The organism is Mesorhizobium sp. YM1C-6-2 (assembly GCF_003666685.1).
Taxonomy (GTDB): Bacteria; Pseudomonadota; Alphaproteobacteria; order Rhizobiales; family Rhizobiaceae; genus Mesorhizobium_K.
Genome location: NZ_RCIZ01000001.1, coordinates 35,661 through 62,368, shown reverse-complemented (window position 1 = coordinate 62,368; position 26,708 = coordinate 35,661). Strand labels below are relative to the sequence as shown.

Genomic DNA, 26,708 nt, shown 5'->3' with positions numbered 1-26,708 from the left:
TTCATAAGCGCGCCGTCCGCAAGGACTCTCGCCGCGCGCGAGACGGCCGTCCACAAGCCATAGGAAAAAGAAATGTCCGGCTTCAAGCAACTCGTCTTCTCCGGCGTCCAGCCGACAGGCAACCTCCACCTCGGCAACTATCTCGGCGCGATCAAGAAGTTCGTGGCGCTGCAGGACACCAATGACTGCATCTACTGCGTCGTCGACCTGCATTCGCTGACCGCGCAACTCGTCCATCAGGACCTCGTCGAGCAGACCCGCTCGATCACCGCCGCCTTCCTCGCCTCCGGCATCGACCCGAAGAAGCACATCGTCTTCAACCAGAGCCGCGTGCTGCAGCATGCAGAGCTCGCCTGGATCTTCAACTGCGTGGCGCGCATCGGCTGGATGAACCGCATGACGCAGTTCAAGGACAAGGCCGGCAAGGACCGCGAGAACGCCTCGCTCGGCCTGCTCGCCTATCCGAGCCTGATGGCCGCCGACATCCTGGTCTACCGCGCCACCCACGTGCCGGTCGGCGACGACCAGAAGCAGCACCTCGAGCTGACGCGCGACATCGCGCAGAAGTTCAACAATGATTTTTCGGCGCGCATCGCCGATCTCGGCGTCGGCGTCGAGATGAAGGTCGGCGAGGAGACGGTGAACGGCTTCTTCCCGATCACCGAGCCTGTCATCGGCGGCCCGGCCGCGCGCATCATGAGCCTGCGCGACGGCTCCAAGAAGATGTCGAAGTCGGACCCTTCCGACCTCTCGCGCATCAACCTCACCGACGACGCCGAGACGATCTCGAAGAAGATCAGGAAGGCGAAGACCGATCCGGACGCGCTGCCGAGCGAAGTCGACGGCCTCGAGGGAAGGCCTGAGGCGGAAAACCTCGTCGGCATCTATGCGGGGCTTGCCGATACGTCGGCGGAAGCGGTCCTGAAGGAGTTCGGCGGCAGGCAGTTCTCCGAATTCAAGCCAGCGCTGGCCGATCTCGCGGTGGAGAAGCTCGCCCCGGTGGCCGGCGAGATGCGGCGCATCTCGGCCGACCGCGCCTATGTCGATTCGGTGCTGCGCGACGGCGGCGAGCGGGCCGGCGCCAAGGCCGAAGCCACGATGAAGACCGTGCGCGAGATCATCGGACTGCTTGACAATTAAGGGTTGGCGGCAGGAGCACGCGCTGGCCGGACGCTACGTCAATCGCTGCGATCTTGCCGCCCGCCCGGGCGGGTGGCAAATTGCGCGCAACCGGAAGGGGGCCGAGGAGGATCGACCCGCGTGCCGCGTGGGGAGGGAGTAGGACATGGTCTCCAAACGTCTGAGTCGCGAGGCCGGGCATCGGCGCAAGTTCCTGGCGGTCGTCGACGAGACGCCGGAATGCGAGCGCGCCGTCGCCTATGCGTCAAAGCGGGCGAAGAGCACGGGCGGCGTGCTGGTGCTTCTCTATGTCATCGAGCCCGGCGACTTCCAGCACTGGCTGGGCGTCGAGAAGATCATGCGCGAGGAGGCGATGCAGACCGCAGGCGCCGCCCTCGACGTCTACGCCACCAAGGTGCGCGACCAGGTCGGCATCGAGCCGGAACTGGTGGTCCGCGAAGGCAAGGCGGTGGAGGAGATCCACAAGCTGATCGAGGAGGACCAGGACATAGCGATCCTGGTGCTGGCGGCCGGCGCCGCCAAGGAGGGACCGGGCCCGCTGGTCGCCTCGATCGCCGGCAAGGGCGCGGCCTTCCCGGTTCCGGTCACGGTGGTGCCGCAAAATCTGTCGGACGACGACATAGACAGCATCTCCTGAGCGAAAAACTGTTCCCCGCGCCGGCCCGAAGCTGTATCCGCTTTCGCTTGAATGTGCCCGGAAACAGGCCTATTTAGAATTATTCCAAAGAAACGGCCGATTGCTCGAGCGCACCCATGTCCCGAGCGGCCCCAGATTGGCCAGGAGACACCATGTTCATCCAGACCGAGGCGACCCCCAATCCGGCGACCCTGAAGTTCCTGCCCGGCAAGGAAGTGCTTGCCGACGGCACCGCCGATTTCCGCGACGCCGAGAGCGCCGCCGAGGCTTCGCCGCTGGCCGGCAAGCTTTTTGCCATCCCCGGCGTGACCGGCGTCTTCTTCGGCTACGATTTCGTCACCGTCACCAAGGACGAAGGGCCGGAATGGCAGCATCTGAAGCCGGCCATCCTCGGCGCCATCATGGAGCATTTCATGTCGGGCGCGCCGGTCATGGCGAGCGACGGTCAGGCGCGCGCCGACCGCGCCGACCAGGAAGGCGAGTTCTACGACAAGGCCGACGAGGAGATCGTGGTCACGATCAAGGAGTTGCTCGACACGCGCGTGCGGCCGGCCGTCGCCCAGGACGGCGGCGACATCACTTTCCGCGGCTACGAGAACGGCGTCGTGTTCCTCAACATGAAGGGCGCCTGCGCGGGCTGCCCGTCATCGACGGCGACGCTTAAGCACGGCATCCAGAACCTGCTCCGCCACTTCGTGCCCGAGGTGCAGCAGGTCGAGCAGGTCGCCTGACCGGCATCCCCTACTCCGTCGGGCTGGTCGCGTAGATCCAGACCGGCGTCTTGTACTGGTCGATGAGGCCCTTGGCCTCCTTCGGCCCGTCCGCCTTGATGCCCAGCCATCCCGGGAAAGAGGCGCTGGTGGGCGCTCCCGGCGGCTTCAGAGCCGCCTCCAGCAGGCTCTTGACCTCGCGCGCGTCGACGCGGCTCTGCTCGGTGTCCAGCTTGACCTTGGCGACATTGGCGATCGCCGCCTCGAGCTGGCCTTCGATCCTGACGTGGGCCGCCTGCAGGTCGGCGTATTTTTCCGCCAAGCCCATATACTGGTAGTAGAGGAACCCGAGCACGATCACCGAAATGCCCACCGCCACGGTGAAGACCCTCGCCTGCAGCGCCAGCTGGTCTCTGACTCCTGAAATGGAATGCCCGATCTCGCCGCGCGTCTCGAAACGCTCGCTCATGTTCATGCCAACCCCTTCGCCTTCTTTCCGGAAAGGCCTGCCGGTCGGCGACGACCATTTGTCGTCGCGGTCATTCCGACCAGCGCGCTTTCCCGAATGCCGCCTTTGCCCGCGCGATGCCGCTCCTCTACCCGACCGGGCACGGCAACGCGTCTGCCTATGGTTTACGGCTTGACGTAAAGTCAGACAACAAAAAACCGGGCCCCCCGACCCGGTTTTCTGTCTTGGACGCTCGTGTTGCCGAGACGGTCCGCGGATATTCGCTTTCGTCTATTTGACGATGACTTTCGCCCCTACGCTGGAGCGGTCGTAAAGATCGACCACGTCCTGGTTCATCATGCGGATGCAGCCGGACGACATCGCCTTGCCGATCGACCACCATTCCGGCGTGCCGTGCAGGCGGTAGCCGGTGTCGCCGCTCTTGTTGTGGAGGTAGAGGGCGCGCGCGCCGAGTGCGTTCTGCGGGCCACCCGGCATGCCGCCGCGCCACTTCGCCAGTTCGGGCTGGCGGCGGATCATCTCCGGCGGCGGCGTCCACACCGGCCATTCGCGCTTGGCGGCGACCTTCGCCGTGCCCTTCCACTCGAAGCCTTCGCGGCCGACGCCGATGCCGTAGCGGACGGCCTTGCCGCCGCCCTCCACGAAATAGAGATGCTTCTCGCCGGTGTCGACGATGATCGTGCCCGGCTTCTCGCTGGTCTGGTAGTTGACCGTCTGGCGACGATACTTGGCCGGCACCTTGGTGATCGGGATGGCCGGGATGCGGTAGCCTGCGTCGGTGCGGGCGTTGTAGGAGGCGATCGACGAGAACCCGCCCGTGCCGTCCGTCGAGCAGCCGGCCAGCGCCGTGGCGAAGGCAAGTCCGGCAGCAACGAGCAGTGACTTGGTCTGCATGCTTGGTCTCAGTCCCCGATCAGCCAGTAGAGGCCCGATTCGAGCCGCATTTTCGCCATTCTTAGGTTGACGCGGCTTTGTCTGCCAAGGGCAGATTTCTTATATGCTCCATATGACGCCAAGTAAGCCGCCTGCTATGGCATTTTGGCAACACGGTTCACGAGAATGTGAAGCAAAATCAATGGCCCGTTTTCGCAGACCCTGCAGAATCGCCGCCCTGACCCAGGATTGTTGAGCATGAATGTCGGCGCTGCCGCCCGCCGCTCGGGCCTCCCCGCAAGGACCATCCGCTACTATGAGGACATCGGCCTGATCAGCCCGGCCCGCGCCGGCAACGGCTACCGCGACTATTCGAGCGACGACGTCCATCGGCTCGCCTTCCTGCGCCGCGCCCGCGGGCTCGGCTTCTCGATCGAGGATTGCCGGCAGCTGATGGCGCTCTACCGCGACAAGAGCCGCGCCAGCCACGACGTGCGCGAGCTCGCCAAAAACCATGTCGCGGCGATCGAGGAGAAGGTGCGCGAGCTGCAGTCCACGCGCGCGACGCTGCAAACGCTGATCCACGCCTGCCACGGCGACGAGCGGCCCGACTGCCCGATCCTCGACGACATGGCAGGCCAAGCCGTCAGGAACTGACGGTCGGCGGCACGATCCCTGCGACCTGGAGTGTTCCGTCTTTCTCCGGATCGCGGAACCGCTCTGCCTATTGTCGTTACGCGATTGCCGACGCAAAACCGCACTTTTGCTGGAATTGCGCTAACGCCGGACGACGCCGTCGAGGCCGAGGCGGATGCGCTGGCCTTCTGCGAAGGCCATGGCGAAGGATTCGATCACGAATGACGAGACCTGCTCGTCGCCGTTCTCGACGATCCTGACGCACCATTCGTCGCCCGCTTCGAACAGTTCGACGCCGGCGCGTCCTTCGAAAAGATTTTCTGGGACAACCATGCGCTTCGGCCTCTTCTGGGGCGAAAGCATCTGTGGGCTCTTTCTGCCGCCGGCGCCCTGGTCAGTGTCCGACGATGAGATCACCGTAGGGACTGCCAGCGGCGGCCGCAGCAACAAATGACATTGCGGCGCGATTTTTTGAGCGGGTCGACTTCGGCTGGACCGGGCAACCCGCGCGGCTCGCCCTCAATGTTCCCGGGATGCCGAGGGCAGCCTGTGGTCGGGCACGATCAAGGCACGCAGCAGCTCGCTCTCGCCCCTGATGCCGACCTCGTGGAGCGCAAGCACCAGCGACGCGATATGCTCTTCTTCCGGCGTCCCGTGGCCTATGCCCAGATGTTTGCAATAGGCGTCGACGACATGCCCCATCGCCGCGACCTGCTGCGGATTGGCCGTCGATCCGAACTTCATGGCCATTCCTCCCGAATGACCCCGCCCGAGGACCAAGCTAGCGCATTGCCGAGACCCCGCAATAACTTTTGAGTGTTCGGGCGCGAGAGAACCGGCACGGCGAAAACCGGCCCGCGGCCGCTGTCCGGCACGCGCGGCCGTGGCGGTCGCGCCGCTTGCGCGCCGGTCCCGAGACCCCTCTCACATCCGTGAAACCGTGCTATTCAGGCGGATGCGCAGGATTCTGGATGCGATCCTCTGGATCTTCATCGCGCCGGGCGACTGGGTGTCGGATCGGTTGGGCGTGACGCAGGACCAGAACCGCGACCTCGTGCGGATGCTCATCAACTCTTTGTTCTGGATCATCGTGGCGGTGATCGGCCTGGCCATCTGGACCTCCACCCTGCCAATCTACCAGTGATCCGTCAGCAGATCCGGCCGGATTTTCAGCCGAGCCCTTCAGCAAATCTGTGATGGCTCCAGCGAAGGTGATTATGTATTTGACAGGCCAGCTTCGAAACAGACGCTCGTGGATATGATCGACCATGCTGGCTTTCATGATAATCGCCGGGTTCGGATTAGCGATCTTCCTGGTCCACCGATACGATCTTTATGACGGAAGCTGGCGGAGTGTGTCCGACCGCAAGATCGCCGCCGCGTATCTTGGTTTGTTTCTGAGTCTTGCCTGTGCAGGCGGCGCGCTATTCTTTTACGCCGCCTAAACCAGCCACATAACGAGCACCAGCCGACCCCCCATCAAGGCGCCATAGATGCCACTCTCTTCCGTTTCGATCTGGTAATCTGCAACCGCCACTCCGAAACGAGTTCAAATCGTGAACAAAAGCTGGCATGGTGGAGCCATGCCCATCGTTTCGCCGATTCTGCAAAATCCCCTCGTCGACGGCCGCCAGTCCGAGCGCGCCATGATCGTGCGCCGCGGCGTGCAGCGGCTTCTCGCCGAGATGGGCGCGCATGTGCTGCCCGAGCTCAGCCTGGCGACCGGCCGGCGGGCCGACCTCGTCGCGCTGACCCGGCAGGGCGACATCTGGATCATCGAGATCAAATCCTCGATCGAGGATTTCCGCGTCGATCGCAAATGGCCGGAATACCGGCTGCACTCCGACCGCTTCTTCTTCGCCACGCACCCGGAAGTGCCGGCCGGGATCTTTCCCGAGGAATGCGGCTTCATCCTCTCCGACGGCTACGGCGCCGAGATCATGCGCGACGCGCCCGAGCACCGGATGGCCGCCGCCACCCGCAAGGCGCTGATGCTGAGGATCGCGCGCGCCGGCGCGGCAAGGCTGCTCGCGGCGGAACTCGCCGGCGTGGCGGTGCCGGCGCTGGATGGGGAGAGTGAGTGAAGCGAATAGCGAGTAGCGAGTAGCGAACAGGAAGAAAATGCGGCAGCGACTATTCGCTATTCGCTATTTCCTATTCGCTCTTTTTCACCGCGGCGCCCGCTTCGCCAGTATCCGCTGCAGCGTCCTGCGGTGCATGTTGAGCCGCCTTGCGGTTTCGGAGACGTTGCGGTCGCACATCTCGTAGACCCGCTGGATGTGTTCCCAGCGGACGCGGTCGGCCGACATCGGGTTTTCCGGCGGCGCTGCGCGCTCGCCCGTGGTGCGGGTCAGCGCGGCGTAGATGTCGTCGGCGTCGGCGGGCTTCGACAGATAGTCGACCGCGCCGAGTTTCACCGCGGTGACCGCGGTAGCGATGTTGCCGTAGCCGGTGAGGATGACGGCGCGGGAGTCTTCGCGGCCCTCGCGGATCGCCGCCACCACGTCGAGCCCGTTGCCGTCGCCGAGCCGCATGTCGACCACCGCGTAGGCCGGCGGGTTGGCGCGCGCCTTGGCGACCGCCTCCTCGACGCTCTCCGCGGTCTCGACGGCGAAGCCTCGGCCTTCCATGGCGCGCGCCAGCCGGGTCAGGAAGGGCTTGTCGTCGTCGACGATCAGCAGCGAGGCGTCGCCCTCGATCATGGCAATGTCGGTGGTGTCGTCCGGGGTCATCGTGGTCTTCCGCTCTTAAATATGGGCCTCAAATAAGTCCGGTCAGCCGGCTTGTCCAATTTTCGCCGCGATTCCGGCCGTTTCACGCCGTGTCGAACATCGGTTCGGCCGCCTGCATCGGCGCAAGGAAGGCGGCGCGCGGCCAGACGATCTCCACCAGAGCGCCCTCGCCCGGCGTGTTGGAGTTGCGGAAGGACAGCGTCGCGCCCGAGCGTTCGAGCAGGGTCTTGGCGATGAAAAGGCCCAGCCCCAGCCCGCCGCCGCGCTCGACGCCCTGGCGGGTCGACATGTAGGGCTCGCCGATGCGGCTGACGATTTCGGGCGGGAAGCCGGGGCCGTCGTCGACGATGCTGAAGGCGATCTCCTCGTCGTTCCAGCGCCAGCCGATGGTGACGCGCTTTTTGGCGAAGTCGACGGCGTTCTCGACCAGATTGCCGAGCCCATAGATGACGCCGGGATTGCGGCGGCCGACCGGTTCGGGGCCGTGCCGTTCGCCGGGCTCCAGTTTTATAGCGATGCCGAAATCGCGATGCGGGGCGGTAACCTCCTCGACCAGCGAGGTCAGCGGCAGCCGCGCCAGATGCGCCTCGCCTTCCGACGACAGGCTGGTGAGCTGCTTCAGGATCTCGCGGCAGCGCTCGCTCTGCGACCGCAGCAGCTTCACGTCGTCGGCATGGATATGGTCGGAGCCGAGGGAGCGCTCCATCTCGCGGGCGACCAGCGCGATCGTGGCGAGCGGCGTGCCAAGCTCATGCGCGGCGGCGGCGGCGAGCCCGTCCAGCGCGGAAAGATGCTGCTCTCGCTGCAGCACGAGCTCGGTGGCCGACAGCGCGTTGGCAAGCAGCCGCGCTTCCTCGGCGACACGGAAGGCGTAGATGCCGGTGAAGGCGATCGACGAGGAAAGCGCCACCCAGGTGCCCGCGACATAGATGAAGGGCATTGCGAGTTCGGCGCCGTCATACCAGGGCAGCGGCAGATGGAAGAAGGCGAGCAGCGTCGCCATGGCGACGACCATGCCCCCGAGCAGCGCCGTCATGGCGAGCGGCAGCGAGGTCGCCGAGACGACGACCGGCACCGCCATCAGCAGCGAGAACGGGTTGGTGAGCCCGCCCGTCATGTAGAGCAGGCCGGCGAGCTGCAGCGCGTCGAAGGTGAGGATGACGAACGCCTCCTGCGGCGGCAGCCGGTGCGTCGAGGGGTAATGCAGCGCCAGATAGACGTTGAGCGCCGCCGAGCAGGCGATCAGCGCGAAGCAGGGAATGACGGGAAACGGAAAGCCGAGGCCATAGGCGACGATGACGACGGTGATGCTCTGGCCGACGATGGCGAGCCAGCGAAGCCGAACCAGCGTGTTGAGGCGCAGCCTCTGGCTCTGGCCGGGATGGGGCGTGTTGAGCGGCATGGCCGCCTGTATAGCCTGTCGGCATGGCGTCCGCGCGGATTATTTCGAGCGACTTCCCGGACGCGAATCCCGCCTCGTACTGTGCGGATTTCGTCTATCTCGAGCGCGGCTTGGCGCGGGCCGTCGCAGTCGCCGCGAGCGGATCGTCGGGCCAGACATGTTTCGGATAGCGGCCGCGCATGTCGCTGCGCACGTCGGCCCAGGAGCCGCGCCAGAAACCGGGCAGGTCGCGCGTCGTCTGGATCGGCCGGTGCGCCGGCGACAGCAGCTCCAGCGTCAACGGCACCTTGCCGTCGGCGATCGAAGGATGCGCGCCGAGGCCGAACAGCTCCTGCACGCGGATCGCCAGCACCGGCCATTCGCCGTCATATCGGATCGGCACGCGACTGCCCGACGGCGCGTCGAAATGAGTGGGGGCAAGAGCGCCGATTTTCCGCTGCAGATCGTGCGGCACCAGCGACATCAGCCCGGCGTGGAGAGCGCTCGCGTCGATGCGCGCGAAGGATGCCTCGCCGTGAAGGAAGGGCAGCAGCCAGTCGTCGAGTGATGCGACGAGCGCCTCGTCGGAAACGTCAGGCCAAGGCGCGCCGAGCCCGCGATGGAGCCATGACAGGCGCTGGCGCAGCGCCTCGGCCTCCTTGCTCCAGTCGAGCAGCGGCAGGCCGTGCTCGCGGATGGCGGCAAGCATCGCCCGGTCGGCTTCGGCCCCTGTCGGAGCAGGAAGCATGCGCTCGGAGAGCGTTATCGCACCGAGGCGCGCGGTTTCCCTGACGCGCACCGAGCGTTTTTGCGGATCGAAGGCGCTTTCCGTACGCGTCTCGATGCGGTGGCCGAGGGTCGCGCGGATATCCTCCTCCGACACGGCCGCCGCCGAAGCGATGCGCGCGCTCTGCGCCTTGCCCTGCAGGTCGGCGACGACGAGGAAGGCCTCGCCGGCGAGCGGGTCGGCGGCGTCGAGCTGCGCACCGCTGCCATTGGCGAGCACGAAGCGGCCGCGCTCGCCGCGCGCCTTGGCGACGCGGTCCGGCCAGGCGTGAAGGAGGAGCGCGCCGGCCTTTTCCTCCCCCCTTGAGGGGGAGGTGCCGCCGAAGGCGGCGGTGGGGGTTGCCTCAGGAGGCACCGCCTTGGCGTTGCGCCCGGCCGCACGGACCCCACCCGTCCGGACGCCTTCGGCGTCCGTCCACCCTCCCCTCAAGGGGGAGGGAACATTCCGCGCCAGCCTTTCCGCCAGCCCCCTTGCCGCCTGCGCGCGCGGTCCGCGCTCGCTGCGAAACCGCATCAGTCGCCGCTCGAGGTCGACGCTGTCGCCGCCGAGGCCACGCTCGGTGATGAGCACCGCGAGTTCGGCAGCGATCCCGGCCTGCCCGTTCCTTGCCGCCTCGGCGACCATGTGCGCCAGCCGCGCCGGCAGCGCCAGTTTGCGCATCGCCTCGCCAGCCTCGGTCAGCCGGCCTGCCTCGTCGATCGCGTCGAGGCCCAGCAGAAGCGCCCGCGCCTCGGCAAGCGCCGGGCCGGGTGGCGGGTCGAGGAAGCGCAGCGTCGTCGGGTCGGCGACGCCGAAGGCCGCGCAGTCGAGCAGCAGGCCGGACAGATCGGCCTGCAGGATTTCGGGCGGGGTGAAGGCGGGCAGCGCCGCCGTCTGCTCGGCGCGCCACAGGCGGATGGCGACGCCGGGCTCGGTGCGGCCCGCGCGGCCGGCGCGCTGGTCGGCGGAGGCGCGGCTGGCGCGGACGGTTTCAAGGCGGGTCAGCCCCGTCGAGGGCTCGTAGCGCGGCAGCCGCGACAGGCCAGAATCGATCACCACCCTGACGCCGTCGATGGTGATCGACGTCTCGGCGATGGAGGTGGCGAGCACCACCTTGCGGCGTCCCTCGGGCGGCGGCCTGATCGCCGCGTCCTGCGCCTTGCCGTCGAGCTGGCCGTAGAGCGGGACGACGTCGCAATTGTCCGGCAGCCGGCCTTGCAGCCGCTCGGCCGTGCGCTCGATTTCGCGCTGGCCAGGCAGGAAGGCGAGCACGCTGCCCGGCTCGGCGGCGATCGCCTCGCGGATCGCCTTCGCCATGGCGTCCTCGACGGGCACGCCGCCCGGGCGCTCGTCATGGCGGATCTCGACCGGAAAGCTGCGCCCTTCGCTCTCGATCACCGGCGCGCCGTCGAGCAGCTTCGCGACACGTGCGCCGTCGAGCGTCGCCGACATCACCACAAGGCGGAGGTCGGGGCGCAGCGCGCCCTGCACGTCGAGCGCCAGCGCCAGCCCGAAATCCCCGTCCAGCGAACGCTCGTGGAATTCGTCGAACAGCACCGCCGAGACGCCGGGCAGTTCGGGATCGTCGAGGATCATGCGCGCCAGAACGCCCTCGGTGACCACCATGATGCGCGTCTTCGCCGACATGCGGCTTTCCATGCGCATCGCGTAGCCGACCGTTGCCCCCGGTTCCTCGCCGAGCAGCTGGGCCATGCGGCGGGCCGCGGCGCGGGCGGCGAGCCGGCGCGGCTCCAGCAGAACGATGCGGCCGCTCTTCCCCCACGACGCGTCGAGCAGCGCCAACGGCACCAGCGTCGTCTTGCCGGCGCCGGGCGGCGCGACCAGCACCGCGTTGCGGCCGGCATCGAGCGCCTGCGCCAGCGCAGGCAGGATGTCGGTGACCGGGAGTTTCGGGAGCGGCGGCATGCCGCGCGCATTAGCAGGCGCGGCATTGGCGGGGCAATCCATTGTTGCAGGGCGGAAGCCTCCGTCGGGACCGCGACCGACTAGCCCCAGCAGGCACCGGCCGCCATTGCCGGGGGTCGATTTATTGTCGACGCCATGTCGGGCTTGCCCTAACTCTTTCGTCCTCGATGAAGGAGAACCGACAATGCTTTATGCCGTGCTCTGCTACGCCTCCGAAGACGCCATCTGCTCCTGGACGAAGGAACAGGACGAGGAGGTCATGCGGAACCTCTTCGTCGTCCAGGAGAAATACGCCAAGGCCGGCAAGCTCGGCCCGGTGGCGCGGCTTCTGCCGACCACCGCCGCCACCACGCTGCGCAAGGTGAAGGGCGAGCCGCTGGTGCTCGACGGCCCCTTCGCCGAGACCAAGGAGCAGCTGCTCGGTTTCTACACGATCGACGTCGCCGATCTCGAGGAGGCCGTCGCCTTCGCCAAGGAACTCTCCGACGCCAACCCCAGCGGCGGCTCCTACGAAATACGCCCCGTCGGGGTGTTCAGCCCGGTTGCCCCAACGATATGACCGACATTGCCTGGATAGACCCCCTTCTCACCTCGGCGAGGCCGCAGGCGGTGGCGGCATTGCTGCGCTACTTCCGCGACCTCGACACGGCCGAGGAGGCATTCCAGGAAGCCTGCCTGCGCGCGCTGAGGAACTGGCCCGAGAACGGGCCGCCGCGCGACCCCACCGCCTGGCTGATCTTCGTCGGCCGCAACACGGCGATCGACGCGGTGCGGCGGCGCGCGAAGAACGACCCGCTGCCCGACGAGCGGGTGCTGTCCGATCTCGGCGACGCAGAGGCGGAGATCGCCGAGCGGCTCGACGGCGCCGACTACCGCGACGACATCCTGCGGCTCCTGTTCATCTGCTGCCATCCGGATCTCCCGGCGACGCAGCAGATCGCAGTAGCGCTGCGCATCGTGTCGGGCCTCTCGGTCAGGCAGATCGCGCGCGCCTTCCTGGTCGGCGAGAGCGCCATGGAGCAGCGCATCACCCGCGCCAAGGGACGAATAGCCGATGCGTCGGTGCCGTTCGAGGCGCCGGGGCCGGTCGAGCGCTCCGAACGGCTCGCGTCGGTCGCGGCCATGGTCTACCTCGTCTTCAACGAGGGTTATTCGGCGAGCGGCGGCGACGTGCCGATGCGCGCGCCGCTCTGCGACGAGGCTATCCGGCTGGCCCGCCTGCTCCTGCGCCTGTTCCCGTCCGAACCAGAGATCATGGGGTTGACCGCGCTGCTGCTTCTCCAGCACGCGCGCGTTGCGGCGCGCTTCGACGCCGACGGCATGGTCGTGCTGCTAGACGACCAGGACCGCACGAAATGGAACGCCAAGATGATCGCCGAAGGGCTGGCGCTGATCGACAAGGCTATGCGCCACCGCCGTCCCGGCGCCTACCAGATACAGGCGGCGATCGCGGCTTTGCACGCCCGCGCCAGGCGGCCGGAGGATACCGACTGGGCGCAGATCGACCTGCTCTACCAGGGACTGGAAGCGATCCAGCCGTCGCCTGTCGTCACGCTGAACCGCGCCGTCGCCGTATCGAAGTCGCGTGGCGCGCAGGCGGCGCTCGACATGATCGAGCCGCTGGCGCAAAAACTCTCCGGCTATTTCCACTTCTTCGGCGTCAAGGGCGGGCTCCTGATGCAGCTCGGCCGCCATGCCGAGGCTCGCGCCGCCTTCGACCGCGCCATCTCGCTCGCCAATTCCGCCGCCGAGGCGGCCCATATCCGCATGCATCTCGACCGGCTGGCCGCGGAAACGTCGAAGGCTTCCGGCAAGGCCTCCTGACAGCCCTCCTGAAAAAATCCAAGATTCTTGGTCAGCCTGTGTCGAAACGGGTGCGGGCCAATCGTCATAGGGACATGGAGCCTCCAAACGGGGGCTGTTGTCAGGAGGAAATGATGAACGTCCAAGCCAAGGTCGACGCCGAATTCCCCGCCGATCGCGAACTCGTCCTGGAACGCATCTTCGACGCCCCGCCCGAGAAGGTCTATCGCGCCTGGACCGAGCCAAAACTCTTGAAGCAGTGGTTCGTGCCGCGCCCCTGGACGATCTCCGGCGTGTCGCTGGATGTCAGGCCAGGCGGCTCCAGCCTCGTCGTGATGCGCGACCCCGAGGGCAAGGATTACCCGAATCCCGGCGTCTTCCTGGAAGTCGTCGAGAACGAAAGGCTTGTCATGACCGACGCCTTCACCGAGGCGTGGCAGCCTTCGGAAAAGCCGTTCATGACGGCGATCGTCACCTTCGACGATCTCGGCGACGGCCGGACCCGCTATACGGCGCGCGCGCGCCACTGGACCGTCGAGGACCGCGAGGCCCACGAGAAGATGGGCTTCCACGAGGGCTGGGGCCAGTGCGCCGACCAGCTCGCCGAGCTGCTGAAGACGATCTGACAGGACACAAATCCGCAGGAAAGGAAAAGACCATGGCCGAAGAAAAGAGCCCGTCCATCCCGGGCGTGATCGCCTATTTCACCGTCAGCGAAAGCAAGGCGGCGACCGCCTTCTACGAGAAGGCCTTCGGCGCAAAGCTCATCGACCGGCGCGAGACGCCCGACGGCCGCTCCATGCATGTGCATGTGAAGATCAACGGCGGGTCGATGATGTTCAACGACCCGTTCCCCGAGCACGGCACTCCCGACGAGCCGCCGCGAAACATCGGCCTGCATCTGGTCGTCGACGACGCGGATGCGTGGTGGAAGCGCGCGGTCGATGCCGGCGCCGAGGTGACCCTGCCGCTGGAAGTCGCGTTCTGGGGCGACAAATACGGCCAGCTGAAGGACCCCTTCGGCGTCACCTGGGGCATCGTCGGTCCGGCGTGAAACTGCCCGTCGCCTGGCCGGAGATCGTGCTCCTGCCGGGCGACAGCTCGCGCGGGCGACCGCGCGCCCCTACGGCGCCGGCTTCGACGCCGAGACCAGCAGCAGCATCGGCCGCTCCAGCTCCTCGGCCAGTTCGGGCATCTCTGCGACCTGCTCGCGCGTCGGCGCGAATTCTTCGACGCGACGAATCTCGAAACCCTCATCGATCATTGCGTTGAGCGTCGTGCCGAGCGTCCGGTGATATTTCAGCACGCCCTTGGCGAACCAGTCGGTCCGGCGCTCGCCTTCGATCGAGTAGCCGTTCACCGGCCAACTCTTGCGTCCTTCGTCATCCGCGATCCAGTGCGGGTGCGACGCCGCCATGAAGACCGGATGCTCGATGGTGAAGACGAGATCGCCATCCGCCGCCAACGCCTTGTGGATCATGCCTATAAGGCGCCGGAAATCCTTCACGTAGTGAAAGGTCAGGGCGCTGTAGGCAAGGTCGAAGGCGCCCTCAGGCAATTCCAGCGTCTCCAGATCGGCGATCCGATAGTCGATCGCCGGGTCGGCGGTGTCGGCTCTGGCGCGGGCGATCATGTTCCGCGACAGGTCGATGCCGAGCACGGAGGCCGCGCCCTGTTCGCGCATCCAGCGCGAAGCCCAGCCGAAGCCGCAACCGAGGTCAACGACGCGCTTGCCTGCGAGCGGCGGCAGCATGGAACGGATCGCCGGCCATTCGGGCGCGCCGCGCAGCCCATGCACCTGGCGGGGCAACCGGCTGTAGCCGGTGAAGAAGTCGGGATTGTCGTAGATATTCTGTGCCATGTTCATCTCCTCATCAAGGGAGGACGAGGCACGTTCCAAGCCGGTAGGACCTCGTCCGCGAGGGGCGAGGCCGAGGTCGGCGTTGCGCGTATTCAGGTCGCGTAATCGACACCCCGGCATCCCGCCTTTGGGATGCCGGCCAGCCGGGCGACAATGTGGGTGTTCTGTTCGACCATGGGCAACATCTCGGCCAGAGCCCGGCCCCGAGTCAAGCCGACAGGAGTCAAGCCGGCAGGCGACGGCCTTGTCGCTATTCCCCCCGCGCCAGAACCGGCCCTGGCGAACTCAGGCTCTGCAGCGCCTCGGCCGGCTCGCCGTCGATGCAGCCGATCACCGAGCGGGCCAACTCGCGTCCGGCGAGCCTGACGTCCTCGTTGACGACGTGCAGCTCTGGCCTGAAAAGATGCAGCAGCTTCGCCGACTGCTTCGACACGATGTCGATGTCGGCGCCCACCTTCAGTCCGGCATCCTCGATGCCAGCCACCATGGCGAAGGTGGCGCCGCCGGCGCCGCTGACGATACCGTCCGGCCGGTTGCCGCGCTGCATCAGTTGCAGGGTGCGGTCGCGGATCTGCTCGATCGAATGGTCGACCGTCACCGTGTTGAACGGAACCTCGGCAAGGCCGGCCTCGGCCATCGCATCGACGAAGCCGTTGCGCATGTGGTGGTAGTAGGAGAGCGAGGAGGGCGGCGCCAGCAGCGCCAGGTGCTTCCGCCCGAGCCCGAGCAGCTTCTTCACCGCCTCCTGCGCGAAGGCGTAGTTGTCGAAGTCGTGATAGGCGTGCTCGGTGCCGACTTCGGTGCGTCCGTGCGTGGCGAAGGGGAAGCCGCGCTCCAGCATATACCGCACGCGCTTGTCGTCCGGCTCGGTGCGCGAGATGATGATGCCGTCGGCCGAGCCCGTCTCGACCACGTAGCGCACCGGCTCCAGCGGGTCGTTGTTGCGCGAATAGGGCGTGACGATCAGGTGGTAGGGCGTCTGCGCCAGATGCTCGGAGATGCCGTAGATCATGTCGGAAACGAAGCCGCCGATCTGCTCCTCCGTGTTGAGCACGAGGCTGATGACGTTGGTCTTGCCGGTGCGCAGCCTGACGCCGGCGCGGTTCGGCCGGTAGCCGACCTGGCGGGCGACGAGTTGCACCCGGCGTCGCGTCTCCTCGCCGATCTCCGGCGCATCCTTCAGCGCGCGCGAGACGGTGGTGACGCCGAGCCCGGTCATGAAGGCGATCGTCTTCAGCGTCGGACGGCCGCCGGCCTCGGCCGGCGCGTCCGCCTGCTTCCGGCCGTGCTGCCGGGCGTCGCCCGGCTCTGCGTCGCCCGGCCGCCTGGCGTTCGGCTTGCTGTCGTTCGATTTGTCCATGGCCCCCGCCTACAGATCGCGCATATCCCACGCAACGGCAACCGCCGTCATTTTAAGGCGCGAGTGTTGTCCGCTGCAAGCTGTAACGTTGCAAAGATTGCGATCTGATCGGGCCGCTCCCACCCGGGACCTGCAATCAGGCCTCAAATCATCCGCCATAAGAAGCATTGCGCATTGCTGAAGCCTCCCCTATCCTCGTCACCTGTAACGTTTCAGATTTCGGGAGGAATTCTATGCGTCATAAGCTCTTGAGCGCTGCCTTCGCTGCGACGGTCGCGCTGCCCTTCGCGGCTCCGGCGGTCGCCACCGACCTCGAGGTCACGCATTGGTGGACGTCCGGCGGCGAAGCCGCGGCGGTCGCCGAGTTCGCCAAGGCCTTCGACGCCACCGGCAACAAATGGGTCGACGGCGCCATCGCCGGCTCCGGCGACACCGCGCGGCCCATCATGATCAGCCGCATCACCGGCGGCGACCCGATGGGCGCCACCCAGTTCAATCACGGCCGCCAGGCCGAGGAGCTGGTGCAGGAAGGCCTGATGCGCGACCTCACCGACCTCGCCAACAAGGAAGGCTGGGCGAAGCTGGTCAATCCGCCGACGCTGCTCGAGAACTGCACGCTCGACGGCAAGATCTACTGCGTGCCGGTCAACATCCACTCCTGGCAGTGGATATGGCTCTCCAACAAGGCCTTCGAAGACGCCGGCGTGCCGGTGCCGAAGACCTGGGACGAGTTCGTCGCCGCCGGTCCCGCGCTGGAGAAGGCCGGCAAGGTGCCGCTCGCGCTCGGCAAGCAGTCCTGGCAGGAATCGGGCGCCTTCAACGTGCTGATGGCGGCGATCGTCGGGCCCGAGACCTTCCTCAAGGTCTACAAGGACAAGGACGAGACGGTAGCCGGCGGTCCCGACATCGCGAAAGTGTTCAAGGCGGCCGACGACGCCCGCAAGATGGCGGAGAAGTCGAACGTCCAGAACTGGAATGAGGCGACCGCCATGGTCATCAACGGCCAGGCCGGCGGCCAGATCATGGGCGACTGGGCGCAGGGCGAGTTCCAGGTCGCCGGGCAGGTCGCCGGCAAGGACTACACCTGCCTGCCGGGCCTCGGCCTCAACGCCGTCATCGCGACCGGCGGCGACGCCTTCTATTTCCCGAAGGTCGACGATCCCGAGATCAGCGCCGCCCAGGAGACGCTCGCCTCCGTCATGATGTCGCCGGCGACCCAGGTCGCCTTCAACCTCAAGAAAGGCTCGCTGCCGGTGCGCGGCGACGTCGACCTCGCCGCCGCCAACGACTGCATGAAGAAGGGCCTCGAAATCCTCGCCGCCGGCAAGACCATGCAGTGGACGGACGAGCTGATCAGCCCGGACACCACGCAGCAGATGAACGACCTGATGGCGCAGTTCTTCTCGACGCCGAGCCTCACGCCCGAGGACGCGCAGAAGCGCTTCGCCGAGATCATCGCCAACGCCGACTGAGGTCCAGCGAAACGTAAACGCCGGCGACACCCTCCCCCTTGCGGGGAGGGTGAGGTCGGGGCGCATCGCTCAACCCCAACGTTCAACGAACAGGCCAGCGTCGTGGTGATGTCCGATACCTCCACCCCCCGCCGCTCCCCGCAAGGGAAAGGAGAGCATGGCCGTCGGCCCAACACGCTCTTCAAGAACCTCAACGCCAAGATCGCCTCGATCCCGATGATCCTGACGGCGCTCTGCGTCTTTGTTGGCGGCACCGCCTGGACCGTCGTCTATTCCTTCACCGACTCGAAGCTCCTGCCGCGCCTGCGCTTCGTCGGCCTCGAACAGTACGAGCGGCTGTGGTCGTCGCAGCGCTGGCTCGTCTCGATCGAGAACCTGGCGATCTACGGCGTGCTGTCGCTCGTCTTCTCGCTCCTCATCGGCTTCGTGCTCGCCGCCCTGCTCGACCAGAAGATCCGCTTCGAGGACACGTTCCGCACCATCTACCTCTACCCCTTCGCGCTCTCCTTCATCGTCACCGGGCTGGTCTGGCAGTGGATCCTCAATCCGGATTTCGGCGTGCAGCACGTGGTGCGCAGCCTCGGCTGGGAGAGCTTCGTCTTCGATCCGCTCTACACCAAGGAGATCGTCATCTACGGCATACTCTTCGCCGGGCTCTGGCAGGGCACGGGGCTGGTCATGTGCCTGATGCTGGCGGGCCTGCGCGGCATAGACGAGGACATCTGGAAGGCTGCCCGCGTCGACGGCATCCCGATGTGGAAGACCTATCTCTTCATCGTCATCCCGATGATGCGCCCGGTGTTCATCACCACGCTGGTGATCATCACGTCGGGCATCGTCAAGCTCTACGACCTCGTCGTGGCGCAGACCGGCGGCGGCCCCGGCAACGCTTCGGAAGTGCCGGCCAAATACGTCTACGAATTCATGTTCCGGGCGCAGAATCTCGGCCAGGGCTTTGCCGCCTCGACGATGATGCTCCTGACCGTCGCGATCATCCTCGTGCCCTGGGCCTATCTCGAATTCGGGCGGAGGCGCTGAGATGTCGAATCCCGCCACGCTCGCCGCCGCCGTCGCCGGCGCTTCGGCCATCGCGAAGGATCTCGCCGGCCCGCGCGGCCCAAAACCGCGCGCCGCCTTCTCGCGCCGCAACATCATCCTCTACGGCACGCTCATCATGGTGGCGCTCTATTATCTGCTGCCGCTCTACGTGATGGTCGTGACCTCGCTGAAGGGGATGCCGGAGATCCGTCTCGGCAACATCTTCTCGCCGCCGATGGAAATCACCTTCGAGCCCTGGGTAAAGGCCTGGGCGACCGCCTGCACCGGGCTGAACTGCGACGGGCTCTCCAGGGGCTTCTGGAACTCGGTGCGGATCACCGTGCCGTCGGTGTTCCTGTCGATCGCCATCGCCTCGGTGAACGGCTACGCGCTCGCCAACTGGCGCTTCAAGGGAGCGGAGACCTTCTTCATCATCCTGATCTTCGGGGCCTTCATCCCCTATCAGGTCATGCTCTATCCGATCGTCATCCTGCTGCGCGAGATCGGCCTCTACGGCACACTGACCGGCCTCGTCCTGGTGCATTCGATCTTCGGCATGCCCATCCTGACGCTGCTCTTCCGCAACTATTTCGCGTCGCTGCCGGAGGAGCTGTTCAAGGCCGCGCGCGTCGACGGCGCGGGATTCTGGGGCATCTATTTCCGCATCATGCTGCCGATGAGCCTGCCGATCTTCGTAGTCGCCATCATCCTGCAGGTCACCGGCATCTGGAACGATTTTCTGTTCGGCGTCGTCTACACCCGGCCCGACACCTATCCGATGACGGTGCAGCTCAACAACATCGTCAACTCCACGCAGGGCGTGAAGGAATACAACGTCAACATGGCGGCGACCCTCATCACCGGGCTGGTGCCGCTCGCCATCTACTTCATCTCCGGAAAACTCTTCGTGCGCGGCATCGCCGCCGGCGCGGTCAAAGGGTGAGCATGCCGATGATTTCCGCCCCCTCCACCATGCTTCGCATGGTCCCCCTCCCCCGCTTCGCAGGGGAGGAACCGGAAGCGTCGTCGCTCGGATCCTCCCCCGTTTACGGGGGAGGGGGACCACGTAGTGGTGGAGGGGGCGGTACAAGCACAACCATCGCCGCCGGAGCACTTGCATGACCAGCGTCGCGATCAAGGATTTGTCGCTGAACTTCGGCGCCGTGTCGGTGCTGAAGGACCTCAACCTGGACATCGAGGAGGGCGAGTTCCTGGTGCTGCTCGGACCGTCGGGCTGCGGCAAGTCGACCTTGCTCAACTGCATCGCCGGCCTGCTCGACGTCTCGGACGGGCAGATCTTCATCAAGGGCAAGAACGTCACCTGGGAGGAGCCCAAGGACCGCGGCATCGGCATGGTGTTCCAGTCCTACGCGCTCTACCCGCAGATGTCGGTGAAGGGGAACCTCTCCTTCGGCCTGAAGAATGCCGGCGTGCCCCGGGACGAGATCGAGCGGCGCATCGCGCGCACCGCCGAGATCCTGCAGATCGAGCCGCTGCTCCAGCGCAAGCCCTCGCAGCTTTCCGGCGGCCAGCGCCAGCGCGTCGCCATCGGCCGCGCGCTGGTGCGCGACGTCGACGTCTTCCTGTTCGACGAGCCGCTGTCGAACCTCGACGCCAAGCTGCGCTCGGAGCTGCGCGTCGAGATCAAGCGGCTGCACCAGAAGCTCGCCAACACGATGATCTACGTGACGCACGACCAGATCGAGGCGATGACGCTCGCCGACCGCATCGCCGTGATGAAGGGCGGCCTCATCCAGCAGCTCGGCGCCCCGCAGGAGATCTACAAGCGGCCGGTCAACCGCTTCGTCGCCGGCTTCATCGGCTCGCCGGGCATGAATTTCCTCGACGGCGACGTCGCCGTGCGGGACGGCGCGGCGCGCTTCGTCGCCGACGGGCTGGACATACCGCTCGCCAGTTACGGCTTCGACGCCGCCGGCGCCAGGCCGGGGGCCGCCGCGCTCGGTATCCGCCCCGAACATGTCGGCATCAATTCGGGCGAGGACTGGCCCTTTTCGGCCAGGGTGCCGGTCGAGGTGGTCGAGCCGATGGGCTCCGACACGCTGGTCTGGACGCGGCTCGGCAAGCAGAACCTCACCGTGCGCGTCTCCTCCGAGCGCGCGCCAGACGTAGGCGACACCGTCGCCATCGGCTTCGATCCGATGAACGCGTCGCTCTTCGACGCGACCTCGGGAGAACGTCTTTGATCGCAGTTAACCGGGTGGCCCCAAGCGCCCGGCATTTAGAAAGGGAAAAAAATGAACTGGTCAATGCAGCTCTACAGCGCGCGCAACTTCCAGCCCTGGGACAAGGTGCTGAAGCTGCTCGGCGAAGCCGGCTACAGGCAGGTCGAGGGTTTCGGCGGCGTCTATGACGACCCCGCGAGCCTGCGCAAGGAACTCGACCGGAACGGGCTTTCCATGCCGACCGGCCATTTCTCGATCGACATGCTGGAGACCGACTTCGACGGCGCCCGGAAGATCGCCGATGCGCTCGGCATTACGACGATGATCTGCCCCTACCTCAACCCGGACGCGCGGCCGGAAGCCACGGCCGCCGGCTGGCGCGGCTTCGGCGAGCGGCTGGCGAAGGTGGGCGCGCGCGCGAAGAAGGACGGCTACGGCTTCGCCTGGCACAACCACGATTTCGAGTTCAAGAAGCTCGCCGACGGCTCCGTGCCGCAGGAGCACATCCTGTCCGTCGCGCCCGACATCGGCTGGGAGATCGACGTCGCCTGGGTGGTGCGCGGCGGCGATGACCCGCTGCCCTGGATCGACAGGCACGGCAAGCGCATCGTCGCCGTCCACGTCAAGGACATCGCCAGGCCGGGCGAAGGCAAGGACGAGGACGGCTGGTCGGATGTCGGCCACGGCACGATCGACTGGAAGGGCCTGCTCGCGGCACTGCGCGAAAAGTCGGCGGCGAAATATTTCATCATGGAACAGGACAACCCGAACGACTTCGAGCGCTTCGCGCGACGCTCGATCGAGTCGGTGAACAAGTACTGATCGTCAACACGGACAGCCATTTTCAGGAGCGAGTTACAATGGCACGCAAGCTCGGGGTCGGCATCGTTGGATGCGGCAACATATCGACCACCTATTTTTCACTCTCGCCGCTGTTCAAGGGCATCGAGGTCAGATCCTGCGCCGACATCAATCCGGCGGTGGCGAAGGCCAAGGCCAAGGAGTACGGCGTGCGCGCGGAAAGCGTCGCCGATCTGCTCGCGGCCGACGATGTCGACATCGTCGTCAACCTGACGATACCGGCGGTGCATTACGAGATCTCGCGGCAGGCGCTCGACGCCGGCAGCCACGTCTATTCGGAAAAACCCTTCGTGCTGTCGGTCAAGGAGGGGCTGGACCTGAAGAAGCGCGCGGCGAAGAAGGGGCTTCGCGTCGGCTCGGCTCCTGACACTTTCCTCGGCGGCGCCCACCAGCTCGTGCGCGACCTGATCGACAAGGGCAAGCTCGGTAGGATCACCGGCGGTACCTGTCATGTGATGAGCCACGGCATGGAGCACTGGCACCCCAATCCCGACTTCTTCTTCCAGCCCGGCGCCGGGCCGGTGCTCGACATCGGCCCCTACTACATCACCAACCTGGTGCAGCTCATCGGCCCGGTGAGGCGGGTGACGGCGCTCGCCGCGACGCCGCAGAAATTCCGCACCATCGCCAACGGTCCGCGCAACGGCCAGAAGGTGCCGGTCGACACGCCGACCACCATCCATTCGGTGCTCGAATTCGACAACGGCGCGCTGGTGACGCTGAACGCGAGCTGGGACGTCTGGGCGCACGGCCACGCGCCGATGGAGCTCTACGGCGAGGAAGGCACCGTCTACGTCCCCGACCCGAACTTCTTCGGCGGCAATGTGCGCTACACGACCGGCTCCAGCGAGGTGAAGAGGACCCCGGCCTGGCAACATCCCTTCGGCGTGCCCAACCAGAAGCACAGCCATGGCATGATGGCGAACTACCGCACCGCCGGGCTGGCCGACATGGCGCTCGCCATCCAGGGCGACCGCCCGCACCGCTGCTCGCTGGAACTGGCGCTGCACGTGGTCGACGTGATGACGGCGATCCTGAAATCGGCCGAAACAGGAAAGTTCGTCGCCATGCAGACCACCTGCGAACGCCCCGCCGCGCTCGGCCCGAAAGAGGCGAAGGCGCTGCTGGCGAAGAGGGCCTAGGCTCGGAAATCGCTTTCAAAGAAAACCCCTCCCGCAGGCGGGAGGGGTTTTCACTACTTCCGCTATCTCGTCCATAAGACCGACCGCGCAAGCAATCGCCAAGTAATGGTTAAGTACTGGCGCCACGCCGTACTTCTCAGCTATACTCGCTTCGACGAGCAGTGGCAGGAGAGCACGAATGAACCGTTTGTTCTCGGCAATGGCGGCGTTGGCTCTGACCGTCGGACTGGCTCCAACCCTGGCGCAGGCGCAGGATCTTTCCCCAACTGAACTGCAGAAGCGCGCCATCGAGCGCCGCGCCGTCGAAGCGGCGATCTGGGGCATGCCGGCGGTCAATACCGACCTGATGCGCCAGGAGATGCTGACCAAGACAGCAGGCAAGGTGAACCAGATCATTTACTGGGGCCGGCCGCTCGACTGGCACAACCAGACGCTTACCCCCAATCCCGACGCCATCTATTTCATGGCGTTCTATGACACCAAGGAGGTCGGTCCCGTCGTACTCGAGATCCCACCCGGCGATGCTCGTGCCTCGGTCACGGGCAATATCGTCACAGTCTGGCAGACGGCGATTGAAGACGTCGGATTGCTGGGCGTCGACGAGGGCGCCGGCGGGAAATTCGCCATACTTCCTCCTGGCTACAAGGACCAGGTGCCCGACGGCTTCATCGCTCTGCAATCGGACACGTACAGCGGCTATGCGCTGATACGCTCCAGCCTGAAGAGCCACGGCGATGCCGATGTGGCGAAAGCCGTCGCATACGGCAAAGGCATCAAGTTCTACCCGCTTTCGGCCGCGGGCAACCCTCCTGCAACGATTTTCACCGACGTGCAGGACGTGGATTACGACAGCACCATCCGTTACGATGCGAGCTTCTACGAAAATCTCGACAGGGTTGTGCAGGGCGAGCCTTGGCTCGAGCGTGACCGCGCGATGATCGACCAGTTGCGAACAATCGGCATCGAGAAAGGTAAGACTTTCGCCCCGGACAAGGCGACCACGGCGATCCTGAATTCCGCGATCAAAGAAGCAAAGACGCTGCTCGAAACGCGCTACGATGCCGGCTTTCCCCCGTTCTTCCCGGACAGCCGCTGGATGCTGCCGACGCTCCAGGAGGCGATGGACGGGCAAGGCACCACCTATGCAGATCCCGATCGCTACGCCATCGACGCTCGTGCCCTGCTCTACACCTACGGCTATATCTCAATAAAGCGTCCGGGGACGGCACAGTTCTATCTCGTCTCGATCCGCGACAAGGACGGCGATGGTTACGACGGGGCCAAGACATATCGCCTGACCGTCCCGCCGAACGTGCCGGTCGAGCAGTACTGGTCGGTGACGGCCTATGACCGCGAGACGCATGCGCTGATCAAGAATATGGACCGCGCCAGTCGCGCCTCGAACGCCGCCGAACTGCAGAAGAACGCCGACGGCTCGGTTGACATCTTCTTCGGCCCGAAGGCGCCGGCCGGAAAAGAGACCAACTGGGTGGCTACCGATCCCGCGCGCGGGTTCGAGCTGATGTTCCGCCTCTACGGGCCGAAGAAGGAGTTCTTCGCCAAGGCGTGGACGATGCCCGACGTCGAGAAGGTCGCGGCGCAGTAGGACAGGCGTTCCCACGCGCGAATTGACTCCACGGAGATATGACGATGGCAACCGACAGTCTATCGATCGACAGGCGCAACCTGCTGCTTACGAGTGTCGCGCTGGCAGCCGGCGCTGGAATATCACCGTCGGCGTCCGGAGCCCACGCAGCCGAACTCAACCCGCAGCCCTTGCCGCCGTCGCCGGGTTGGGACCAGGCGCTGCCTTCCGGTCCGGATGCGAGCGTGAAAATCACCGAGGCCTATGCCGCGCACGTGGCGCGCGACGCCTTCTTCTGGGCCTGGCCGCTGGTCAACATGTACAACCGCCGGCTGGCGTTCTCGACGATGAAAGAACACAGATATGTCGGCCCTCTGCTCGAAGCGCCGCTCAACGAGCTCACCATGCTCACGGACTATGTCGATCCGGAAGAGCGTAACGTCGCCTGCCCCAACCAGGACGTCGTCTACGGCTTGGGCCTGCTTGCGCTGGATGTTTCGCCGGTGGTGGTTCAGGTGCCGGATTTCGGCGACCGCTTCTGGGTCTATCAGATTGTCGATCTGCGCACGGACAGCTTCGTCCAGCTTGGCAAGATGCATGGCAGCACTCCCGGCTTCTACCTCCTCGTCGGGCCCGATTGGGATGACGAGGTGCCGAAGGGCATCACACGCGTCTTCCGGTCATCCAGCAGTACCGGCCTCGTTGCGCCACGTATCGCCCAGGACGACACATCGGAAGACAAGAGCGCGATCCAGAGCGTGCTGACCGGCATCGCGATGTATCCGCTCGCGGAATACGACGGACGCATGAAGAGCATCGAGTGGAGCAAGCTGCCGAAGGTTCCCGGTGCTTCGCACGGCGAAGAGGAAACGCGATGGGTGTTTCCGGAAAAATTCTTCGACGAGCTTCCAATAGTGCTTGCCGATGCGCCGCCGCTGCCCGGCGAGGAAGCGCGCTATGCTCAGGTGCTCGCGGTGCTGGCGGCCGCAAAGGATAATCGCGAACTGAAGCAGGCGATGATCGAGGCCGCCAGGGATGCGGAAGAGAACCTCGTGAACCCGCTGTTCCAGTTCCGCAACTACGGCCAGCAACTGCCGCACCACTGGAGCACGATCTCCAACGAGTCCGCCTTCGGGACGGACTATTTCACCCGCACGGCGGTCGCGAAGTCGAACATCCTCGTCAACTCGCCTGACGAGACGAAGTATTTTTATCAGGACCTCGACGCCTCGGGCGCGCGGCTGAACGACGCCAACCGCTATACCGTGACCTTCGCCAAAGACGGAACGCCTCCCGTCAACGGCTTCTGGTCGCTCTCGATCTACAACGAGCACCATTTCTTCGTCGCCAACGCGATCAACCGCTTCTCGGTCGGCACGAAGAACAAGGGGCTCAAGCTTTCCGCCGACGGCTCGCTGACGATTTATGTCCAGGCCGATGAGCCTGCGGACGCGGTTCAGCGCGCCAACTGGTTGCCGGCCCCGAAGGGCGACTTTTCGCTTTATGTACGCGCCTACTGGCCGAAGCCGGCGGTCATGGACGGCTCGTGGACGCCGCCTCCCGTCGAAAAAATCAACTGACGTTGCAAGCGCCTGCTGTCTAACGTGCCACCACGCCCGCGACATAGGCGACGATGGCGAGGTAGGTCAGTCCGTGCAGGAGCTGGTCGAAGCCGATCGCGTTCCAGAAGCGGGCGCCGTCCAGCCAGCCGAAATAGCGGACCGTTTTCTCCTTGCCCCAGTCTATATGGTAGTGGACGATATATTCGGCGATCAGCACCGGCACGATCAGCGAGACGGGCGTCGCCACGGCGACCAGCGCGATGAGCGTTCCCGCCACGTGGATGCCCGAATGGACGAGCCCTCCGGGCGCACCGTAGATGCCTTTCTGGTGCACCTGCCATTTGGTCTGCAGCACGAAATCGCAGACGAAATGCTTGACCAGCAACAGGGCAAACAGCGCGATCGCGACAGAGGTCATCCAAGCACCCACTTCCAGCCGGCGCACGCATGCCGGGCGGTCAAACTGCGTGACGGCAGTCACTTATGTCAATTGCAGGGATAGCTGACGTTGCGCAAGCGCAACCTTCATCGGCATGCCGGATTGCGCAAGCGGCCGCAAATCACCATTTTC

General features: G+C 65.7%; 28 protein-coding genes and 1 pseudogene. 19 read left to right on the top strand and 10 right to left on the bottom strand.

The genetic code is table 11. The features are described 5' to 3' along the window. Positions 1-72: 72 nt before the first annotated feature. The 3 genes from trpS to D8676_RS00295 all read left to right on the top strand — a co-directional run bounded on the left by trpS (position 73) and on the right by D8676_RS00295 (position 2,508). Positions 73-1,140 carry a tryptophan--tRNA ligase gene (trpS, locus tag D8676_RS00305; protein WP_121578850.1) on the top strand — a complete coding sequence of 356 codons (1,068 nt, stop codon included), beginning with the start codon at positions 73-75 and terminating at the stop codon, positions 1,138-1,140. Between the two features lie 145 nt (positions 1,141-1,285). Beyond that, positions 1,286-1,777: a universal stress protein gene (locus D8676_RS00300; RefSeq protein ID WP_121578849.1), complete on the top strand. Its 492-nt coding sequence runs from the start codon at positions 1,286-1,288 to the stop codon at positions 1,775-1,777. Between the two features lie 152 nt (positions 1,778-1,929). Beyond that, on the top strand, positions 1,930-2,508 hold the full coding sequence (locus D8676_RS00295; protein WP_121578848.1) for a NifU family protein: 579 nt from the start codon (positions 1,930-1,932) through the stop codon (positions 2,506-2,508). A 10-nt stretch (positions 2,509-2,518) separates the two neighbouring features. On the opposite strand, the gene D8676_RS00290 is transcribed toward D8676_RS00295, so the two are convergent. Together D8676_RS00290 and D8676_RS00285 are read right to left on the bottom strand one after the other, a co-directional pair. Then, positions 2,519-2,962, bottom strand: coding sequence for a hypothetical protein (locus D8676_RS00290; protein ID WP_121578847.1), 444 nt, complete (start codon positions 2,960-2,962; stop codon positions 2,519-2,521). A gap of 264 nt (positions 2,963-3,226) precedes the next feature. Next, positions 3,227-3,850, bottom strand: coding sequence for a L,D-transpeptidase (locus D8676_RS00285; protein WP_121578846.1), 624 nt, complete (start codon positions 3,848-3,850; stop codon positions 3,227-3,229). Between the two features lie 237 nt (positions 3,851-4,087). On the opposite strand from D8676_RS00285, the gene cueR reads away from it, so the two are divergent. Next, on the top strand, positions 4,088-4,486 hold the full coding sequence (cueR, locus tag D8676_RS00280) for a Cu(I)-responsive transcriptional regulator (protein WP_121578845.1): 399 nt from the start codon (positions 4,088-4,090) through the stop codon (positions 4,484-4,486). Between the two features lie 120 nt (positions 4,487-4,606). Here cueR and D8676_RS00275 read toward each other — a convergent pair whose 3' ends face one another. Beyond that, positions 4,607-4,798 carry a hypothetical protein gene (locus tag D8676_RS00275; RefSeq protein ID WP_121579679.1) on the bottom strand — a complete coding sequence of 64 codons (192 nt, stop codon included), beginning with the start codon at positions 4,796-4,798 and terminating at the stop codon, positions 4,607-4,609. A 186-nt stretch (positions 4,799-4,984) separates the two neighbouring features. Further along, on the bottom strand, positions 4,985-5,209 hold the full coding sequence (locus D8676_RS00270; RefSeq protein ID WP_121578844.1) for a hypothetical protein: 225 nt from the start codon (positions 5,207-5,209) through the stop codon (positions 4,985-4,987). Positions 5,210-5,420: 211 nt separating this feature from the next. Between D8676_RS00270 and D8676_RS00265 the strand changes: the two genes are divergently transcribed. From D8676_RS00265 to D8676_RS00260, 3 genes are all read left to right on the top strand, one after another. Beyond that, positions 5,421-5,609, top strand: a complete 189-nt coding sequence (locus D8676_RS00265) for a hypothetical protein (RefSeq protein ID WP_121578843.1) — start codon at positions 5,421-5,423, stop codon at positions 5,607-5,609. 124 nt (positions 5,610-5,733) lie between these two features. Continuing rightward, positions 5,734-5,910: a hypothetical protein gene (locus D8676_RS27145; protein ID WP_183096907.1), complete on the top strand. Its 177-nt coding sequence runs from the start codon at positions 5,734-5,736 to the stop codon at positions 5,908-5,910. Positions 5,911-6,048: 138 nt separating this feature from the next. Continuing rightward, positions 6,049-6,549, top strand: coding sequence for an MmcB family DNA repair protein (locus D8676_RS00260; protein ID WP_121578842.1), 501 nt, complete (start codon positions 6,049-6,051; stop codon positions 6,547-6,549). 84 nt (positions 6,550-6,633) lie between these two features. Here the strand turns inward: D8676_RS00260 and D8676_RS00255 are convergent, their stop codons facing one another. The 3 genes from D8676_RS00255 to hrpB all read right to left on the bottom strand — a co-directional run bounded on the left by D8676_RS00255 (position 6,634) and on the right by hrpB (position 11,270). Then, positions 6,634-7,197, bottom strand: coding sequence for an ActR/PrrA/RegA family redox response regulator transcription factor (locus tag D8676_RS00255; RefSeq protein WP_121578841.1), 564 nt, complete (start codon positions 7,195-7,197; stop codon positions 6,634-6,636). Positions 7,198-7,279: 82 nt separating this feature from the next. After that, positions 7,280-8,599: an ActS/PrrB/RegB family redox-sensitive histidine kinase gene (locus D8676_RS00250; RefSeq protein ID WP_121578840.1), complete on the bottom strand. Its 1,320-nt coding sequence runs from the start codon at positions 8,597-8,599 to the stop codon at positions 7,280-7,282. Between the two features lie 94 nt (positions 8,600-8,693). Then, positions 8,694-11,270 (bottom strand): ATP-dependent helicase HrpB, encoded by a 2,577-nt coding sequence (gene hrpB, locus D8676_RS00245; protein ID WP_121579678.1) that lies wholly within the window; start codon positions 11,268-11,270, stop codon positions 8,694-8,696. A 184-nt stretch (positions 11,271-11,454) separates the two neighbouring features. Here hrpB and D8676_RS00240 point away from each other — a divergent pair, with 184 nt between their 5' ends. The 4 genes and pseudogenes from D8676_RS00240 to D8676_RS00225 form a co-directional block, all read left to right on the top strand. Further along, a complete protein-coding gene (locus D8676_RS00240; protein WP_121578839.1) occupies positions 11,455-11,829 on the top strand; it encodes a YciI family protein in 375 nt (124 codons plus the stop codon). Further along, positions 11,826-13,094 (top strand): RNA polymerase sigma factor, encoded by a 1,269-nt coding sequence (locus tag D8676_RS00235; protein ID WP_121578838.1) that lies wholly within the window; start codon positions 11,826-11,828, stop codon positions 13,092-13,094. Before D8676_RS00240 ends, D8676_RS00235 begins: the two co-directional genes overlap by 4 nt. 113 nt (positions 13,095-13,207) lie before the next feature. Continuing rightward, positions 13,208-13,699: an SRPBCC family protein gene (locus tag D8676_RS00230; RefSeq protein WP_121578837.1), complete on the top strand. Its 492-nt coding sequence runs from the start codon at positions 13,208-13,210 to the stop codon at positions 13,697-13,699. 50 nt (positions 13,700-13,749) lie between these two features. After that, positions 13,750-14,127 (top strand): annotated as a pseudogene (locus D8676_RS00225) (VOC family protein); the annotation flags it as partial. Positions 14,128-14,196: 69 nt separating this feature from the next. Here the strand turns inward: D8676_RS00225 and D8676_RS00220 are convergent. Together D8676_RS00220 and D8676_RS00215 are read right to left on the bottom strand one after the other, a co-directional pair. Next, complete coding sequence (locus D8676_RS00220; protein WP_121579677.1) at positions 14,197-14,934, bottom strand: class I SAM-dependent methyltransferase; 738 nt, start codon at positions 14,932-14,934, stop codon at positions 14,197-14,199. A 250-nt stretch (positions 14,935-15,184) separates the two neighbouring features. Beyond that, a complete protein-coding gene (locus D8676_RS00215; protein WP_121578835.1) occupies positions 15,185-16,294 on the bottom strand; it encodes a LacI family transcriptional regulator in 1,110 nt (369 codons plus the stop codon). Positions 16,295-16,527: 233 nt separating this feature from the next. On the opposite strand from D8676_RS00215, the gene D8676_RS00210 reads away from it, so the two are divergent. The 8 genes from D8676_RS00210 (at position 16,528) to D8676_RS00175 (ending at position 26,155) form a co-directional block, all read left to right on the top strand. After that, on the top strand, positions 16,528-17,766 hold the full coding sequence (locus tag D8676_RS00210; protein ID WP_121578834.1) for an ABC transporter substrate-binding protein: 1,239 nt from the start codon (positions 16,528-16,530) through the stop codon (positions 17,764-17,766). Positions 17,767-17,874: 108 nt separating this feature from the next. Then, positions 17,875-18,804 (top strand): sugar ABC transporter permease, encoded by a 930-nt coding sequence (locus D8676_RS00205; RefSeq protein ID WP_121578833.1) that lies wholly within the window; start codon positions 17,875-17,877, stop codon positions 18,802-18,804. A 1-nt stretch (position 18,805) separates the two neighbouring features. Then, positions 18,806-19,747 carry a carbohydrate ABC transporter permease gene (locus D8676_RS00200; RefSeq protein ID WP_121578832.1) on the top strand — a complete coding sequence of 314 codons (942 nt, stop codon included), beginning with the start codon at positions 18,806-18,808 and terminating at the stop codon, positions 19,745-19,747. Positions 19,748-19,922: 175 nt separating this feature from the next. Continuing rightward, positions 19,923-21,008: a sn-glycerol-3-phosphate ABC transporter ATP-binding protein UgpC gene (ugpC, locus tag D8676_RS00195; protein ID WP_121578831.1), complete on the top strand. Its 1,086-nt coding sequence runs from the start codon at positions 19,923-19,925 to the stop codon at positions 21,006-21,008. Between the two features lie 51 nt (positions 21,009-21,059). Beyond that, positions 21,060-21,809: a sugar phosphate isomerase/epimerase gene (locus tag D8676_RS00190; RefSeq protein WP_121578830.1), complete on the top strand. Its 750-nt coding sequence runs from the start codon at positions 21,060-21,062 to the stop codon at positions 21,807-21,809. Positions 21,810-21,847: 38 nt separating this feature from the next. Next, positions 21,848-22,990 (top strand): Gfo/Idh/MocA family oxidoreductase, encoded by a 1,143-nt coding sequence (locus tag D8676_RS00185; protein WP_121578829.1) that lies wholly within the window; start codon positions 21,848-21,850, stop codon positions 22,988-22,990. Between the two features lie 178 nt (positions 22,991-23,168). Continuing rightward, on the top strand, positions 23,169-24,596 hold the full coding sequence (locus D8676_RS00180) for a DUF1254 domain-containing protein (RefSeq protein ID WP_121578828.1): 1,428 nt from the start codon (positions 23,169-23,171) through the stop codon (positions 24,594-24,596). Positions 24,597-24,640: 44 nt separating this feature from the next. Further along, a complete protein-coding gene (locus D8676_RS00175) occupies positions 24,641-26,155 on the top strand; it encodes a DUF1254 domain-containing protein (RefSeq protein WP_245426497.1) in 1,515 nt (504 codons plus the stop codon). 19 nt (positions 26,156-26,174) lie between these two features. Here D8676_RS00175 and D8676_RS00170 read toward each other — a convergent pair whose 3' ends face one another. Continuing rightward, positions 26,175-26,555, bottom strand: coding sequence for a DUF3307 domain-containing protein (locus tag D8676_RS00170; protein WP_121578826.1), 381 nt, complete (start codon positions 26,553-26,555; stop codon positions 26,175-26,177). Positions 26,556-26,708 lie beyond the last annotated feature (153 nt).